The following is a 16,810-nucleotide window of genomic DNA, read 5'->3' as shown; positions in this document are numbered from 1 at the left end:
GAATTTCAGCCAGCATAAAGAAAAACTTATGGCTAACTTTATGCGTAACCGACTTCCCCTCAATGCCCTGCGGGCGTTTGAATCCTCCGCTCGTCACCTGAACTTTACCCGCGCCGGGCTGGAACTGAGCGTCACCCAGGCTGCCGTCAGCCAGCAGGTGCGTACGCTGGAACAGCAACTGGGCATTCAACTGTTCCGTCGTCTGCCGCGTGGGTTGGATTTGACTGAAGAAGGACAGGCGCTGTTGCCGATATTGACCGACGCTTTCGATCGCATTGAATCGGTGTTGCAACAGTTTGAGGGCGGGCATTTCCATGAGGTGCTGACGGTCGCGGTGGTCGGCACCTTTGCCGTCGGCTGGCTGATGCCCCGCCTGGCGGCGTTCAGAGAAGCGCATCCGTTTATCGATCTGCGGGTGTTAACCAACAATAACCTGGTTAACCTGTCCGCCGACGGGATGGACTTCGCTATCCGTTTTGGCGAAGGCCGCTGGCCGGCGACCCACAACCTCAAGTTATTTGATGCTCCGCTGACGGTGCTCTGCCCACCGGAAGTGGCCAGGCAACTCCATACGCCGCAGGATCTGCAACACCAATTGCTGATGCGCAGCTACCGGAAAGACGAATGGGAACGCTGGTTTGCCGCCGCACAGGTAACTCCATGGCGCATCAACGGCCCGGTGTTCGACTCTTCCCGACTGATGGTGGAAGGGGCGATCCACAGCGGCGGTGTCGCGCTGGCCCCGGCACGGATGTTTGCTCGGGAGCTGCGTGAAGGTCTGTTACAGCGGCCTTTCAGCGCCGAAGCGGATCTCGGCGGCTACTGGCTGACGCACCTGAAGTCACGTGATTTGACCCCGGCCATGAAAGTGTTTGTCAGTTGGATCCAGCAGCAGGTCAATGACGAACAGCATTGAGGTCAGGCCGAACCGCGCTTGATCAACAATGGCGGCAGAATCACGTTTTGCGGCGGTAACTCGGCGTCGGCGATCCGTTGCAGTAAGCGTGAGGCGGCGCTGCGCCCCACTTCTCGCGCGGAACTGGAGACCAGCGTCAGCGGCGGTTCGGTCAGTTCGGCCTCAGGTACATCGCCAAAACCAATCAACGCCACCTGCTGCCCGTAGTAGCTATCCACACCTTCAGAACCGATGCTGCGGCCACTACGCACAATGCCAAAATAAGCTCCCAGCGCCACCGAGGCCTTGTGGCAAACCAGCGCGCTGATATTGGGATGTTGCCGTAGCAGGTTTTCCACCGCCTCTGCCGCCGCCCGTTGATGACAGTCACACTCGACAATCCAGTCGGAGCGGAAAGGCAGACCATATTGCACCAGGGTGGCACAAAAGCCCCCCAGGCGTTCGGCACGGGTCAACGAGCTGCTTTGCCCGCCCAGATAGGCGATTTGGCTGTGGCCGCGTTTGATCAGGAATTCGGTGGCCATTTTTGCCGCCTGCATATTGTCCGGCCGCACCACATCGACTCCTTCCACCCCATTCGAGCGCGCAGCGCATACCAGCGGCACCCCCTGCTCTGCGGCCTTTTCCTTCAGGCCCTCGGCCGAGCGTACCCCCCCCGCCAGCACCATACCGTCGACCCCATGTTCCAGCAGCGTATCAAAACAGCGCATCAGTCCTTTGCCTTCACGACCACTTTGGGTCAGAAACAGCACTTTGCCGTGCGCCTCCAGCACCTCACTCAGGCCCGCGGTCATTTCCGCATAAAACGGCTCGCAAATATCACGCAGGATCAGACCAATCACGCCGGACTCCCCGCCGCGCAACGTTGCCGCCTGACGGTTACGTACGTAGCCAAGGCGCTCGATCGCCTGGTTCACCCGCGCTACGGTGGTGGGTGAAATGCGCCCTTTGCCGCTAAGCACCAGCGAAACGGTCGTAACGGAGACGCCGGCCTGCTGTGCGACATCGGTGATGGTGATCTTTTTGATGGTCATAACCTCTGCTAGCCCGATCCTGGGCATTGGGCATCTTGCAGCAAATGGTATACCGAATCGGTTTGACCAGTAAAACGTTTTACTGGCGTCAGCATTGTCGCCGCAAAGTGCGGGCTGAAATTGTGATTAGCGGCGCATTTTTGCTAGGTAAAACGTTTTATCTTATTTTTACCTAACAGGGGTACACACCACTTTCGCACGTTTTTCGCCAGGAGCCGCCGGTTATGCCAGCACCTAAAAAACAAAAAATCACGCTCTGGGAGTTTTTCCAGAGCCTGGGCAAAACATTCATGCTGCCCGTCGCCTTGCTGTCGTTCTGCGGCATCATGCTGGGTATCGGCAGTTCGCTGAGCAGCCGTGATGTCATCACCCTGCTGCCGTTTATCGGCCACCCGGCCTTCCAGTTGCTGTTCACCTGGATGAGCAAGATCGGTTCCTTTGCCTTTAGCTTCCTGCCGGTGATGTTCGCCATCGCCATTCCGCTGGGCATGGCGCGTGAAAACAAAGGGGTCGCCGCCTTCTCCGGCTTTGTCGGCTTTGCGGTGCTGAATCTGGCCACCAACTTCTACCTGACCACCACCGGCATCTTGCCCACCACCGATCCGCTGGTGTTGAAAGCCAACAACATCCAGAACATCCTCGGTATTCAGTCGATCGACACGGGGATTTTAGGCGCGGTCATCGTCGGTATTATTGTTTATCTGCTGCATGAACGCTTTAACACCATCCGTTTACCGGATGCATTGGCGTTCTTTGGCGGTACACGTTTTGTGCCGATCGTCACCACCGTGGTGCTGGGTCTGTGCGGGTTGGTCATTCCATTGATTTGGCCGTGGTTCGCTGCCGGTATCAACGGTCTGGGCTGGGTGATTAATGGTGCCGGCGCCTTTGGGCCCATGATTTTCGGTACCGGTGAGCGCCTGCTGCTGCCATTCGGTCTGCACCATATTTTGGTGGCGTTGATTCGCTTTACCGAAGCGGGCGGCACGCTGGACGTTTGCGGCCATAGCGTGAGCGGCGCGCTGACCATTTTCCAGGCGCAGCTCTCTTGCCCGACCACCACCGGCTTTGCCGAAAGCGCCACCCGCTTCCTGTCCCAGGGCAAGATGCCGGCCTTCCTCGGTGGCCTGCCGGGGGCGGCGCTGGCGATGTACCACTGCGCCAAACCGGAAAACCGTCATAAGATTAAGGGCCTGCTGATCTCCGGCGTGGTGGCCTGCGTGGTCGGTGGCACCACCGAACCGATTGAGTTCCTGTTCCTGTTTGTCGCGCCATTCCTCTATCTTATCCACGCGATCCTGACCGGGCTGGGCTTCACCGTGATGGCGCTACTGGGTGTGACCATCGGCAACACCGACGGCAATATCATCGACTTCGTGGTGTTCGGCATCCTGCACGGCACCGCCACCAAGTGGTATCTGGTGCCGATCGTCGCCGCCATCTGGTTCGCCGCTTACTATGCCATTTTCCGCTTCTCCATCCAGCGCTTTAACATCAAAACGCCGGGTCGCGAGAGTGAATCTGCCGCCAGCCAGAGTGCCCCCGTGGGCGCAGTCGGCAAATCCGGCTATAACGTACCGGCCATTCTGGCCGCACTGGGCGGCGCGCAGAATATCGTTTCGCTGGATAACTGCATCACCCGCCTGCGTCTGTCGGTCGACGACATGAGCAAGGTGGACGACGCGGCACTGAAAGCCAATCGTGCCATCGGCGTGGTGCATCTCAATGAACATAATTTGCAGGTGGTGATTGGCCCGCAGGTGCAATCGGTGAAAGATGAATTAGACTCACTGATAGCGGCGGCACAACCTGCCACCGCCCTGCAGGGAGCGTCTAATGTTTGATTTTTCCACCCCTATCGATCGCCACGGCACCTGGTGCACGCAATGGGATTACGTCGCTGACCGTTTTGGCAGCGACGATCTGCTGCCGTTCACCATTTCCGATATGGACTTCGCTACCGCCCCCTGCATTCTCGAGGCGCTGCAGCAGCGACTGCAGCATGGCGTACTGGGCTACAGCCGCTGGCAACACGAGGATTTTCTCGGGGCGGTACGCCACTGGTATCAGCAGCGTTTTACTACCCCCATCGACACCCAAATGGCGGTGTATGGCCCATCGGTGATTTACATGGTGGCGCAATTAATCCGTCTGTGGTCGGCAGCGGGTGAATATGTCGTCACGCACACGCCGGCCTATGATGCTTTTTATAAAGTGATCCTTGGGAATCAGCGCCAACTGCTGGCCTGTCCGTTGCACAAACAGGGTAACGACTGGCAGTGCGATATGGCCCATCTGGAAGCCTTACTGGCACGGCCGCAAACCAAAATTTTGTTGCTATGCAGCCCGCATAACCCGACCGGTAAGGTGTGGCGCAAGGAAGAACTGCAACACATGGCCGAACTGTGCGAGCGCCACGATGTGCGGGTGATCAGCGATGAGATCCATATGGATATGGTTTGGGGCGAGCAACGCCATACGCCATGGAGCCAGGTCGCGACCACACCCTGGGCATTGCTGACCTCAGGTTCAAAAACCTTCAATATCCCGGCGCTGACCGGGGCCTACGGTTTTATCAGCGATGATGCCACGCGCGACGCCTACACTCAGCAACTCAAAAGCCGGGATGGGCTGTCGTCCCCGGCGGTGTTGGCTGTACTGGCGCATATTGCCGCTTATCGCCACGGCGAACCCTGGCTGGATGCACTGCGCGATTACTTGCAAGACAACCTGACTTACGTCGCCGAACGGCTCAATCAGGCGTTCCCGCAGCTTGGCTGGCAACCGCCGCAGGCCACCTATCTGGCCTGGATCGATCTGCGCGCGCTGGGTATTGACGACCGCCAGTTACAACAGGTGCTGATCGAAAAGGAAAAAGTCGCCATCATGCCCGGCTTTACCTATGGCGAAGAAGGCCGTGGCTTCCTGCGGCTGAACGTCGGTTGCCCGCGCAGCAAGGTAGAGGCCGGTATGGATAAGCTGATAAGCGGGCTGAAATCGCTGCGGGAGGAAAGATAATCGCGCGGCTCCTCTTGCGTTATAGGGGAGCCGGTCTTTTAAGGAAGGGTCGGCTGTGAAGAAGACAGCGTCGAATGCAGGAAGGTCAGGTGTTCACAGGCCAGTTTCTGAGCCAGCTCCGCATCACCGGCGATGATCGCCTGCAGCAGCTGCTGATGGTGGCGATCGGTCTCATCCCAGTTCTGCTTGTCACGGCGAATAGTGTCAGCCGCATCCAGCACCGAATCCTGCAACACCGAATAAAAACCGCTCATTACGCTCAGCATGGCCTGATTATGGGCCGCCTCAATAATGCCCAGGTGAAATTTTGCATCCGCCCGTGCAGCTTCCTGCAAGGTTCCTTGCGTATAAGCCCACGCCAGTTCCTGGTAAAGCTGGCGCAAATGCTGATGCTCCTGCGGCGTGCTGCGCTTGGCGGCATAGAAAGCGGCGGCACCTTCCAGCAAGCGACGAAACTCCAGAATATCTAACCGCACCTGAGGATTGGAGATCAGTAAGTTGCTCAGAGGAGAAGCCAAGGCATCCTCGAACATATCAGCTACCTGCAGACCATTACCCTGCCCGCCGGTCAACACCCCCTCGGCTTGCAACTTGGTCAAGGCTTCACGGATTGGCGGACGGGAAACCCCCAGTTGCTCTTCCAGTTCGCGCTGAACCGGCAGCCATTCACCCGGTTTGATTCGACCGCTGACGATAGCATCCTTGAGGGCTTCATAAACCAGCATGGCTAAGGTAGCACCCCGTTGTCGGTCGCCACGTTGGATAGGGGTAAATAACTGTGCAGACATCATGTCGCTCCTGTTTTTAACTATTTAATTATCATACATCACGGCAGGAGCCACAAGCACGGGGCCATTGAGGGGAAACGAGTTTAACGGCTGGCAATAAATATAAAATAATAATTGATTAACAGTAATGTAAAAATTAGCGTCATATACAAATGTAATTTTAACATGAGTCACCTGCCTGCCCCGTTGGGTTCTGACGATTTAAAAAGCCCCACGCCGAACGGATATAGCGTGGGGGCAACCTGAAGTGCAGGCAGGTATTAAATTTTAGGGCCGTAAGTATGTATATCCATGGTGCGGTTGTAGTTGATGGCCTCAGATTTGGTCAGCTCACCAGACAACACCCGCATAAACACCGTCAAGGTTTCTTCTGTCACCTGTTCAATCGACTTGTTGCCCAGAATGATCTGCCCGGCATCGATATCCATATCGTGGGAAAGCTGCTGATAGGTACGCGGATTACCGCAAATTTTCAGCACCGGTACAATCGGGAAGCCCTGTGGCGCCCCACGCCCGGTAGAAAACACGATGCCCTGTGCCCCGCCGGCGGCGATACCGGTCAGAATTTCTGGCTCAAACCCCGGTGAATCCTTAATCCATAACCCTTTGCCCGGCACCACATCGGCGTAGTCCAGCACACCTTCGATAGTCCGCGAGCCGGATTTATTGATAGCGCCAAGGGATTTTTCCTCGATGGTGGATAACCCACCGGCAATGTTGCCCGGCGTAGGTTGGCCGTTACGCATATCCACACCGACCGCCATTGCCCTTTTCTCCATGGCATCGACGATTTTATAAATTCGCTGCCCCACTTCCGGTGTCCGGCCGCGGCGGGCAAGAATATGTTCTGCTCCCATAAACTCAGTGGTTTCACCAAACAACACCGTGCCGCAGGCATCCACAATACGGTCCGACATCTGGCCGATCACCATGTTGGACGACAGGCCGGAGGTGGTGTCGGACGAACCGCATTTGATGCCCATCACCAGATCTTCCAGACCCGCCTCGCTGCGCTGCTGAGCGGAAATGGCAATCGCCATTTTCTGCACCAGGTCGATACCCTGCTGGATAGCCCGGCTGGTGCCCCCCAATTCCTGCATCACGATTTTTTCTACCGGGCGACCGGTAGAAGCAATCTGCGCGACGATTTCATCGGCGTTGGAACCTTCACAACCCAGGCTAATCACCAGTGCTGCACCGACGTTGGGGTGAGAGCCCAAACGGCCCAGGGTTTCGGTCACCAGGTTCAGATCCGGCATCAATTGGCAACAGCCGCAATGGTGCAGTAACGCTTTGGACATCTGAGTGTTATAAACAATGGCCTGGGCAATTTCGGTTACGCAGACGGTGGCCGGAATAATAGCCACGATATTGCGTGAGCCTACCTGACCATTTTCCCGGCGATAGCCAAACCATTTAAATTCGTTATTCATTATAATATCTCCTAATAACGGGAAGCGCGGGTGTGAATAACCTGGCCACCGTGATTAATATCACCACGACCATACTGGCTTTCTAAATTATGGGTATGCACGTAGTCACCTATAACCACTTTCTTCGTGGCCACACCCAAACTCTCCCCATATTTAAGCACTTCATCACCGACATTTAATTCACCAACGGCGATCTTGTGACCGAATGGAATATCAGCACCAGCGGTAATCTGTTGGGTATTGCCTGATTTATCTTTTACAGTAATAACATCGCCGTTATGGACATCTTCCAATACGGTGGCAACGCTATCACAAGGCATAATTTTTAATGCCAAAACCTTTGACTGTGACATTTTTAACCTCGTTTGCAATAATTACTGAAATTGTTTGGCCGTCTGGCGCGCCGAGCGTTTAGCCAGCAACGAGACCACCAGGGGACATAAAATGGCGGTGACTATCACCGCGGATGAAATTTGTGCCGCCGCTACCGCCGCCAGATGAGTAAAACCGGGGGCCACCTGGGCCACTACCGCAGGAAAGGCTACTGACAGCCCCGCCGTCGTCCCTATTGCAGCGCCAATCGCCGGTTTGGTATCACGGAAGAACCACCGATAACCGAGGAAGCCCAGTCCACCGGTAACCACCAGCGTAATCAGCCCCAAAACGATGCCTTGCATGCCCGCCGCCACCAACTGATGAAAGTTAAGGTTCATCCCCAGTGACCAGGCGAAGAACGGCACCAGGAAGTTTTGCGCTTTGGTCAGCATCTCTTTCCAGTCCTCGTCCAGGTTGCCAAGCACGAAACCGACAATCATCGGGAAGATAACGGCGAACAAGGCGCTATAGGGCACGCTGATCAAGCCGGAAGCCCCCAGCGCAATTAACGTAAAGAACGGGCTGCAACCAAGCAGTACCGGAGCTAACGCTCCCACGTCGGTGTTATCCCCGAATTCACCGGCCAGGCCGCCGAACAGCCCGCCGTTGATCGCCGTCATGGCCGGAATTAACGCCAGGGGGGAAATTCCCAGCAGGCCTTTAACGCCGTAGAAGTGCGCCACAATCAAGCCAATGACGATACCGGACACCACTTTAGCCACAAAAAGCACCGCCCCTTTCTCCAGCGGCCGCCCCACCTTGCGCACATTGATGCCAGCGGCAGCGCACAGCAAATACAAGGCGATCAGCGGGGAAGATCCGAACACGAACAGTTGCTCGGTAAACCCGCCAATCCGTAGTGCATGCGGAAAGAAAGTGTTCAGCAGCGCCGCCAGCAATAATGGGATCACCATCATGCCGCCGGGAAAACGCTGCATGGTCTTCATAATTTTCATTGGAACCTCGTAGTGTCAGCCTGCTGATTCAAGAGTTATAGAGGCTGGTGATACGGCGCGATGCGTTTTGCTTGCCTCATGGAATTCCATGGTATACCAAGTTATACCAACAACCTTGATCTACATCATGGTTAGGCTGCAAAAGGCTCAAAGAGGGATGACGGCAGGCATCAGGGGGTAAAGAGGAAACGGCGAGACACAGAAAATCAGCACAAAAAAAACCGCCAATAGCGGCGGTAAGTGGAAGGAAAACGGGCAATATCAAAAAAACCGGACTGAGCTTTACGACAGATAAATAATATATTGCACCATACTGGTAACGGTGATCATCCCCAGCATGACTGCGGCAATAACGATAAACATGTCTAATTTTTTCATTGTATTAATCGCTTTATCATCCTGACTGATCATTTCACACTGAAAATATGGCTTCCGGGTGGCTAAGGACAACGATAACCATCGCCCAGAATAAACTGCAGAAAACAAAAATAAGTTTAAACACATTAAATCTCAGTATTTTTGTTATTAACCTTTCTTTATAATCATTCCACATTACATCCTCCTTGGCGGTAACGGCACCGTCCCTTATTGCTCTGGAGGTAGACTATCACTGATTTTATTCTATAATATATAGTATTTCTCTTTTTTGCAGTGTAAGATTATTCTTACTCGCAGTCGTATTTAAGGTATGCAATGAAACCCAATAGTATGGAAAACTCTTACAATTATTATAAAAGAGTATTACTCCTGAGTGCGACACTATTATCCATCAGTTTGATATTTGCTACCACATTGGGCAGCTACAACCATTTTGAATCATTTATTGCCAAACAGGCCAACCGGCTGCAGACCGAACGTGACTATGTAGAGATCAGAACCGACCAATTCACCACCCGACTCAAAATGTTCGCCAATCTGCATGAAGAAACCGAAGCCATGCATTTTCACGATCGCAGCCAATACAGCCAGTTCTTAGCCGAACTGCGCCGCCATAACGGCGTGTTGCTCGGTTCATCGCTGACGGCTAACCTGCCCTATATCTTTTTGCAGGCACCTGCGGCCAATGGCCACCTCGAGGCAATGTACCCTGACACCCTGAGCCTGCTGCAAGATTTTACCCCGGCGGTGGCCATCCGTACCCGCGAGTTAGGCAGAACGCTCGATAATTTCATTTATACCCGCGACGGCCAGTTTTTGGCATTTCTATCCCGGGATGACAATGAAATCAGACACGTACTGCAATCCTACCCGATCGCCGAGATTATCCAGTCGCAGATCCAACCCACCGAAGCGGCACTGGAAAAATATGATCTCGGCTACTTAAAAAAACACCGCGTCTTTTGGGTCGCACCGCACCGCGAAGCCCTGACCGGCAAATTGGCCACCTACTATGCGGTGCCCATATTTACCGATGGCAAAATCAACGAAGTGATTGTAGTGCGGGTGACCTCAGCCAACTTTAACTATTTCTTCACCGCCGCCGACCGGCCGAAAGGGTTTTTCGTTGCCTCAAAAGATCGCAAAATTATCTTCGGTATGGATGACGGCAGTTTCAAGAATGCAGAACTGGACTGGATTAACCATTTCAAGGCGGCGGACAATTTCCAGCTGCCCGGCCGTGGCGAAGTCAAACTGGGCCGCAACGGTGGCGTGTTTTATCTCTCGCAGCTGGTAAATAACGCCGAATGGCTGGCGGTCTATACCTTCGACTGGCGGATCGTCGCCAAAGCGCTCTACCCGAACTGTATCCCCCTGTTCCTGCTTACGCTGTTTATCATCAGCCTGATTTGGTGGTCGATCACCTTCTTCGATAAAAAAGTGCTGATCCCCTTTTACCGCAAATCCACCGCGCTGTATGAAAGCGAAGTCTTCAACCGTACCGTGGTTTCCACCGCACCGGTCGGCCTGTCGGTCATCGGTCTGCAGGACCGACGCATTATATTCGAGAATGACATTGCCGCCGAACTCCTGGATCAGGCACAGATTGACCACCTGAAATTTTATCAGGAAGTGCTGGAGGAACATGCTGGCCCCCTTTCTCAGCATGAGCCTGTCACCTTCGAAAAGGCGATCGCACGTCAACCGGGCACCCCGCCTCTGGAGCTTGACCTGACGGTGGCGCAAACCCGCTATCTCAACCACGATGTTCTGTTGTTCTCATTGCTGGACATCAGTAAGCGCAAAGAAACCGAACGGCTGCTGATTGACGCCAAAACCGCGGCCAATCAGGCCAACAACGCTAAAACCATGTTTGTGGCTAACGTCAGCCACGAAATTCGTACCCCATTGCACGGCGCGCTGGGCAATCTGGAACTCCTGGGGCTGGAGGTCACCGATGCCCCGGCCAGGGCACGCATCAGCACCATCAATCGTTCGTTAAACTCCCTGCTAAACATCGTTAACAAAATTCTGGATTTGACGCGTATCGAAGCCGAAGAACTCCATGTGCATCACCAGCCGTTCGACCTGATTGAAACCCTCGAGCAATGTGCGCAAACCTACGCTCCGTTGATCGCCAAAAAAGGCGTGCGCTTTTACTTTATTCTCGAGTTCGTGCCGGAAACACTGATGTACGGCGACAGCCAGCGCATCAGCCAGATAGTGATCAATCTGCTGAGTAACGCCTATAAGTTCACCGAGCGTGGTGTGATCATTGTGCGTATTAAACGGCCGGATGAAGGCCAGATTTGCATCGAAGTGGCCGACTCAGGCTGCGGCATTCCGCCAGCACTGCAAAAAGATATTTATCAGCCATTTGTACAAAATCTGGCCGGAGACAGCCTGTATACCGAAGGAACCGGCCTGGGACTGTCGTTGTGCAAACATCTGACCGAGTTGTTGGGCGGCAGCATTGAACTGGAAAGCGAGATGGAGGTAGGCTCCATTTTCTCTGTCCATATTCCACTGCAAAATACCGATACCCCGGTGCCCAGACTGGCGATGTTCACCCAACTGCAAGACCAGGCCATTACTCTGTATTGCGATAACCTCGACTGGCAAAAGACCCTCTGTCTGTTGATGGAGCGTTATGGCATGCATATCCAGACGATTGATTCCCTGTCTGCTCTGGAAAACGGCGACAAGCCACGGGTTCTGGTTTGCGCGACCAGTTTCCCAGGATTCACATTGCCGTCCGACATCGTTGACGGTTGCCGACAGGTAGTCAATATCTCCCCTGACGGCCCGCTGTCGCTACAGCGAGAAGGTCGCCTGGTCAGCGTAGGCGCTTTCTCGGTGTTTGAAATTCTCAACGCCCTGGCCTCTTGCTTTGGCATCACGCCGGACATCAGCCCGGTACACGAACAGGAAATGCTGAGCGATTATCAGGCGCTGGCGATCCTGGTCGCCGAGGACGACCCGGTTAACCGTATGCTCATTCGCCAACAACTTTCTGTGCTTGGGCTGAACAACACCCGCTACGTGGATAACGGCCAGGAGGCCTATGCCCTGTGCCGACATCAGGCATTTGACCTGCTGATTACCGATCTTCATATGCCATTGATGGGCGGTGAAGAGTTGCTGGCCCGGCTGCGTGCCGACGGCCAGAAGATGCCGGTGGTGGTCACCACCGCGACCCTGATCAAACAGGGTGATTTTGACGCCGTGTTACATAAACCCGTGGGGCTGGAACAATTGAAAAGCGCCCTGACCTCACTGCTGAGTAACCTGTCACTGCCCACTGAGCCGCAGCAAAAAACGCTGTCCATTACTGATGAGATGATCCGCGCCGAGTTTCTCAAAAGCTGGGATGAAGACCGACAACAGATTGCGCAGGCCATCATCACCAGAGACCTCACCGCGCTGCGCGATACGCTACACCGGCTGAAAGGCGCATTACTGATCCTCAACCTGAATGCTCAGGCAGAGCAATGCCAGCGACTGCATCATGATTGTCATGCGCTCAGCAGTGCGCAAATGCAAAAAATCTGGCTACCGCTGGATGCGGAGATCGAGCGTCGGGCCGCACCGTGGCGCGGTTAACGCGTCACCTTTGCTCAATGAAATAGTGTTGATTTTGTCATGGCCGCCTGACCGCGTTATTACACCGCGGTCGGGGACCATGAAGGAAATGCTTATTTGTTGCGCGGTATGTTGTCTAGCGGTTATTGAGGTCCAGATAAACCTCGGTTAATTCGCTGTCGCTTCTGACTCCCAGCTTATCCATGGCTTTTTTCTTCTGGGTGCTGATAGTTTTCAAACTGCGACGGGTATATTGCGCAATCTCGGTCACGGTCATGCCACGAATAAACAGCCGTACCACTTCCATTTCACGTGGCGAAAGCTTCTGCATCCCTGACTTGCTGCTCGAAGGGGCTTCCAGCATATACCTGATCAGTTCTTGCGAGGTTTTATGGTCTACGCACTGTTCGCCGTTCATCACCCGGCGAATGATATCCGGTAGCCGGGCCAGGTCCTGGCTGGACTTGCTGATAAAGGCCTTGACGCCGATCTGCAATACTTCACGCACAATCACCACACTGTCATAAGAACTGAGCAGAATGACGTTAATCTCGGGGTGGTAACGGCGTATTTTTTCCAACAATGCCATGCCGTCCGGTTCCGGATCCTTGTGAAATGAATAGTCGCAAATCAAGACTTCGCAGGGGGTACTTTTCAACATTTTCAGTAACCCCTCGACGGTGCCGGTCACCCCGACCACCTGCAAATCCGACTCCGCTTCCAGCAGCTTGGCAACACCCAATTGCACGACGGTATGATCGTCGGCAATAATCACCCGCACATCAGTGTTAAGCATAATTATTCACCAGTAGTGTGGCCGTTATCCGAGATTCCGCAGAAAAATCGGCCAATTGTTTCAATATCGCGTCCGCAATAGGTAATAATAATCCGATCTCTGATAAACATAGCGGGTATTTGGCTATTTTACTGAGTATTCAGTGGGTTCTGTACCTTATTCCCCATCACGAGCTTTTCTGCATCCGGGTCATCTCGGTATCAGACTGTACGTGCCAGCTCAGATTGCCGCTGTCGCGGCCTATTTGCAAACAGCATCGGAATTTTCATAATATTGCGATTCGCGTGCTCTCCTGTACCTGATACCTCAACCGCGGCTGCGTATTTTATTTGCCAACGTCAGCGGTATAGCTACCCACCACGTCACCGTAAATGTCGGCCGGGTAAAAGGTTATCTTGCTGAGATCCGCCAGCGCGGCTTGATGGCTTGCCTGTAACGACAACTGCTCCCCCGGCAGTACATAGTCACGTGGCAGCAACAACTTTTGTTTATCCGGCAAAACGACGACGGCTTGCGCCAGGCACACCACATAAGGGCTGAGGTTGTTCACCACCAGTTGGTGATTAATCACCCGCCACTGCAACAGCGTCCAGGGATCTCGCTTTTTCGCCAGTCCCTTCGGATTGATAATCACCGGTAAGCTTTGACGTTCCCCCTCCTCGAAAGTGTTACCAACCACGGCCCTGATTGGCAGCCCGGCAAAATAAACACGTTGCAGGCGCTGAACGCGAAAGTCGCGATCACCGGTCAAAACAAAACGCACCTGTTTGGTTGCATTAGCCTCAACACGTGCCAGTGGTGGCATAATAGTCAGTAAATTGGCTTTATCTTCGTCAATATGCCCTATCTTGGTTAACAACATGACAGGTGCAGGGTCAACGTTTTTAATATTAATGGTGGCCTCGCCGTCGTCGGCATTCACAATCAACACCGAAACCTCGGGCCGCAGGCCGGCAATACAAACCGGGCCCAGGCTCAACAGCCCCACCAACATTAATCCGTTGGCAACAGGGTGATACTTCATGGTTAATTCCCTTTATCAGAAAAATACGCCTGGGTTCTGGAGGTAACGACTTTAATTATCCGAGAAACGCCCATGGGAATATCCGCGCAGGCAGCGAAAGCCGCCCATCGACGGAACAGCCTTGACGGGAATCAATCCAGGAAGGTAACGCTAAAAAAGAAAATATAACCGATTCCTTTTCCTGTAGTTATAAGACGACAGGGTTAATTAAGATAGGACGATTCTTATTCAATGAATTTTACTAAAAAATCAAGTACCAAACCAAATGCAGGTGAAATGTTACTTATTTTTATTAGTTCCAATTAGGATGTATCCTAATTGTAATGAACGTGTGTCTTATTTTATTCCCCACCCTGCGCCCTTATTATCTACGCCATCAACCACGGCCCTTCTTCATTAAATGAATCCGGCCGCTGCGATGAGATACCGGCTTGGCTGTTCAAGGGATATGAATAATGGAAAAAACGCTGGCGATTGCCGACCGTCACCCGCTGATAGTGCATGCGCTGACACAACTGCTGCAACAGCAACCCGGCATACGGGTGGTACACAGCAGCCGTTGCGCTCAACAACTGGCACAACAGCTCACTGCCGAGCCGGTCGATATGGTGATTGCCGACGAGCAATTCTTGCTGCAGGAAAAACTCAGCGGCCCTGGCCACTTATTGCTGCGCCGCTATTTGCAGCAGGGCAAGTTGGTGGTGCTGACGGATGGCACTCCGCAGCATGCATTTGGCAAATTGCTGGAGCTGGGCGCGCGGGTGTTGGTCAGCAAACAGGACTCGCCGGAGGTAAACCTGCAGGCCTTGCACCACGCACTGGCTCATCCGGGCGAGAGCTATTTCTCGCCGTCGGTACATGCGACGCTGGAACAGGCAACGCTAAATAAAATAAATGGCCATGAGTTAACCGGCAAAGAGCTGGAGGTGATCCGATTATTGGCCTCGGGTATTTCTTTGGTACAAATTGCCAAAATGAAAAATCGCTCGGTAAGCACGGTAGCCACCCACAAATATAATGCGATGCGAAAATTGGACATTCATTCTAATGCCGAACTGATCCGCTATGCGGTAGACAGCCATATTTCATAGCGCCGTACAGAATTAATGTATTGGGCGGTTTATTTCCGCGCCAGGGATACAGTAACAGGATGTTAATAATGAAAAAGCTCCACACGTTTATTTGCGCACTGCTGGTGTGCCAACCGGCTGCGGCCGCCACCCTGCTGGAGGCCATTAATGCCGCCGGCGAATGGAATAGCGAATATCAGGCCCAAAAGAATGCGCGCCTGGCAGGACAGGAAAAATGGGACCAGGGATTGGCCGGGTTATTGCCGTCAGTGCAACTTGAGGGGAACTATACCCAACAGGATCAGCCCAAGGCCGCCTATGCTGCCAAAGTCACTCGCCATAACTACAGCGTCAATCTGAATCAGCCCTTGTTTGATGTCAGCAAATACGCCGATTTTATGCGCGGCCAGGCACTGGCAAAAATGGCCGATGTCGAGTTCGCCCGCGCTCAGCAAAAGCTGATCGGTGATGTTTCCTCCGCCTATTTTGAGGTGCTGTATCAACGCGAAGTGCTGCAGGCGACCCGTGCCGCATTGCAGGTTTACGGTCGTCAACTGGCGCAGGCAAAAGCGGCACTGGATCTTGGCGAAGGACTGCGTATGGATGTGGACGAAGCACAGGCCAACTACGATCGCGCCGCCTCTGACCAAATCACCGCCACCAATGCACTGGACGTGGCCGGCGTCAGTTTTCAGCGCCTGACCGGGCTGAATGCCGACCGCATCGACGCCATTAGCGAAAGCTGCGCTACCCGCGCCCCCACCAACGATTTGAAGACGCTGTTGACGCGCAGCGACGTCGACAATCTGGATATCCGCCGGGCGATATTCCAACTGGCGCAAACCCAGGCCGATGTCACCGCCGCGTATGGCAGCCAACTGCCGGTGGTTAACCTGCAGGCCGGCTATGGCGGTAACTGGAGCCGTGGCGAAAATGAAAATGGCTGGGACGAGATATTCGGCACCACCTCCAAAACCCGCAACTCCACCGTCGGCGTGGTGGTCTCGGTACCGCTATTTAGCGGCGGTGGGCAGATGTCTCGCGCCCGTGAGGCGGTTTACAACCGCATGCAGGCGAAAGACCTGTTGAACGACGCCCGGCGCAAAGCGCAGCAGGACACTCGCTCGGCCTGGCTGGACATCACCAATGGCATCGCACTGCTGAAGGCCCTGCACCAGGCGGTGACATCGGCCGACAGCAAGGTGAAATCGACCGAGTACGGTCGCGAGATGGGGCTGCGCAGCGGTATCGATGAATTGAACGCCCGCCAGCGATATTACGATGCAGTGCGTGAACTGGCCGACGCACGTTACAACCTGTTGAAAAACCGCATCAAGCTGTTGGCGGTTTCCGGGCAGCTCGGTTTTTCTTCGATTAACACCCTGACCTGCCGCGCGGTTTAAACCGACGGTTAAACCCCATAACACAGTAATGGATTGC

At 54.0% G+C, this 16,810-nt stretch carries 13 protein-coding genes; 6 read left to right on the top strand and 7 right to left on the bottom strand.

Features of this window, described 5'->3' with window-relative positions:
- The first annotated feature begins 28 nt into the window (after positions 1-28).
- A complete protein-coding gene (locus E5C26_RS11605; protein WP_206194263.1) occupies positions 29-916 on the top strand; it encodes a LysR family transcriptional regulator in 888 nt (295 codons plus the stop codon).
- 2 nt (positions 917-918) lie between these two features.
- Here E5C26_RS11605 and E5C26_RS11600 read toward each other — a convergent pair whose 3' ends face one another.
- Complete coding sequence (locus E5C26_RS11600; protein WP_135316432.1) at positions 919-1,950, bottom strand: Mal regulon transcriptional regulator MalI; 1,032 nt, start codon at positions 1,948-1,950, stop codon at positions 919-921.
- A 224-nt stretch (positions 1,951-2,174) separates the two neighbouring features.
- Between E5C26_RS11600 and malX the strand changes: the two genes are divergently transcribed.
- Both malX and E5C26_RS11590 read left to right on the top strand, forming a co-directional pair.
- Positions 2,175-3,794: a maltose/glucose-specific PTS transporter subunit IIBC gene (malX, locus tag E5C26_RS11595; RefSeq protein WP_135316431.1), complete on the top strand. Its 1,620-nt coding sequence runs from the start codon at positions 2,175-2,177 to the stop codon at positions 3,792-3,794.
- Positions 3,787-4,968 (top strand): MalY/PatB family protein, encoded by a 1,182-nt coding sequence (locus tag E5C26_RS11590; RefSeq protein WP_135316430.1) that lies wholly within the window; start codon positions 3,787-3,789, stop codon positions 4,966-4,968. Before malX ends, E5C26_RS11590 begins: the two co-directional genes overlap by 8 nt.
- Before the next feature lie 38 nt (positions 4,969-5,006).
- On the opposite strand, the gene E5C26_RS11585 is transcribed toward E5C26_RS11590, so the two are convergent.
- The 4 genes from E5C26_RS11585 to E5C26_RS11570 form a co-directional block, all read right to left on the bottom strand.
- Positions 5,007-5,756, bottom strand: a complete 750-nt coding sequence (locus E5C26_RS11585; RefSeq protein ID WP_167796644.1) for a FadR/GntR family transcriptional regulator — start codon at positions 5,754-5,756, stop codon at positions 5,007-5,009.
- A gap of 260 nt (positions 5,757-6,016) precedes the next feature.
- Positions 6,017-7,189: a UxaA family hydrolase gene (locus E5C26_RS11580; protein ID WP_135316428.1), complete on the bottom strand. Its 1,173-nt coding sequence runs from the start codon at positions 7,187-7,189 to the stop codon at positions 6,017-6,019.
- An 11-nt stretch (positions 7,190-7,200) separates the two neighbouring features.
- Positions 7,201-7,542, bottom strand: a complete 342-nt coding sequence (locus E5C26_RS11575; protein ID WP_206194262.1) for a UxaA family hydrolase — start codon at positions 7,540-7,542, stop codon at positions 7,201-7,203.
- A gap of 21 nt (positions 7,543-7,563) precedes the next feature.
- Positions 7,564-8,520, bottom strand: coding sequence for a 2-keto-3-deoxygluconate permease (locus E5C26_RS11570; protein ID WP_135316427.1), 957 nt, complete (start codon positions 8,518-8,520; stop codon positions 7,564-7,566).
- 693 nt (positions 8,521-9,213) lie between these two features.
- Between E5C26_RS11570 and E5C26_RS11565 the strand changes: the two genes are divergently transcribed.
- Complete coding sequence (locus E5C26_RS11565; protein WP_135316426.1) at positions 9,214-12,501, top strand: hybrid sensor histidine kinase/response regulator; 3,288 nt, start codon at positions 9,214-9,216, stop codon at positions 12,499-12,501.
- 115 nt (positions 12,502-12,616) lie between these two features.
- Here E5C26_RS11565 and E5C26_RS11560 read toward each other — a convergent pair whose 3' ends face one another.
- Both E5C26_RS11560 and E5C26_RS11555 read right to left on the bottom strand, forming a co-directional pair.
- The gene (locus tag E5C26_RS11560) at positions 12,617-13,276 is read right to left on the bottom strand and encodes a response regulator transcription factor (RefSeq protein WP_135316425.1); all 660 of its coding nucleotides are present in this window, start codon (positions 13,274-13,276) and stop codon (positions 12,617-12,619) included.
- 325 nt (positions 13,277-13,601) lie between these two features.
- Positions 13,602-14,300 (bottom strand): fimbria/pilus chaperone family protein, encoded by a 699-nt coding sequence (locus E5C26_RS11555; RefSeq protein ID WP_135316424.1) that lies wholly within the window; start codon positions 14,298-14,300, stop codon positions 13,602-13,604.
- A 455-nt stretch (positions 14,301-14,755) separates the two neighbouring features.
- Between E5C26_RS11555 and E5C26_RS11550 the strand changes: the two genes are divergently transcribed.
- Positions 14,756-15,391, top strand: coding sequence for a response regulator transcription factor (locus tag E5C26_RS11550; protein ID WP_135316423.1), 636 nt, complete (start codon positions 14,756-14,758; stop codon positions 15,389-15,391).
- A 68-nt stretch (positions 15,392-15,459) separates the two neighbouring features.
- Positions 15,460-16,773 (top strand): TolC family outer membrane protein, encoded by a 1,314-nt coding sequence (locus E5C26_RS11545; protein ID WP_135316422.1) that lies wholly within the window; start codon positions 15,460-15,462, stop codon positions 16,771-16,773.
- The last annotated feature ends 37 nt before the right edge of the window (positions 16,774-16,810 follow it).

This window comes from Serratia proteamaculans (assembly GCF_004684015.1).
GTDB lineage: Bacteria > Pseudomonadota > Gammaproteobacteria > Enterobacterales > Enterobacteriaceae > Serratia > Serratia proteamaculans_F.
The sequence above is the reverse complement of the archived record's forward strand: the minus strand, read 5'-3'. Positions and strand labels throughout refer to the sequence as shown.

Bases quoted from the DNA above. Each gene is read 5' to 3' on its own strand.
- E5C26_RS11605 (WP_206194263.1), top strand. From the start codon at position 29: ATGGCTAACTTTATGCGTAACCGACTTCCCCTCAATGCCCTGCGGGCG.
- E5C26_RS11600 (WP_135316432.1), bottom strand. From the start codon at position 1,950: ATGACCATCAAAAAGATCACCATCACCGATGTCGCACAGCAGGCCGGC.
- malX (WP_135316431.1), top strand. From the start codon at position 2,175: ATGCCAGCACCTAAAAAACAAAAAATCACGCTCTGGGAGTTTTTCCAG.
- E5C26_RS11590 (WP_135316430.1), top strand. From the start codon at position 3,787: ATGTTTGATTTTTCCACCCCTATCGATCGCCACGGCACCTGGTGCACG.
- E5C26_RS11585 (WP_167796644.1), bottom strand. From the start codon at position 5,756: ATGTCTGCACAGTTATTTACCCCTATCCAACGTGGCGACCGACAACGG.
- E5C26_RS11580 (WP_135316428.1), bottom strand. From the start codon at position 7,189: ATGAATAACGAATTTAAATGGTTTGGCTATCGCCGGGAAAATGGTCAG.
- E5C26_RS11575 (WP_206194262.1), bottom strand. From the start codon at position 7,542: ATGTCACAGTCAAAGGTTTTGGCATTAAAAATTATGCCTTGTGATAGC.
- E5C26_RS11570 (WP_135316427.1), bottom strand. From the start codon at position 8,520: ATGAAAATTATGAAGACCATGCAGCGTTTTCCCGGCGGCATGATGGTG.
- E5C26_RS11565 (WP_135316426.1), top strand. From the start codon at position 9,214: ATGAAACCCAATAGTATGGAAAACTCTTACAATTATTATAAAAGAGTA.
- E5C26_RS11560 (WP_135316425.1), bottom strand. From the start codon at position 13,276: ATGCTTAACACTGATGTGCGGGTGATTATTGCCGACGATCATACCGTC.
- E5C26_RS11555 (WP_135316424.1), bottom strand. From the start codon at position 14,300: ATGAAGTATCACCCTGTTGCCAACGGATTAATGTTGGTGGGGCTGTTG.
- E5C26_RS11550 (WP_135316423.1), top strand. From the start codon at position 14,756: ATGGAAAAAACGCTGGCGATTGCCGACCGTCACCCGCTGATAGTGCAT.
- E5C26_RS11545 (WP_135316422.1), top strand. From the start codon at position 15,460: ATGAAAAAGCTCCACACGTTTATTTGCGCACTGCTGGTGTGCCAACCG.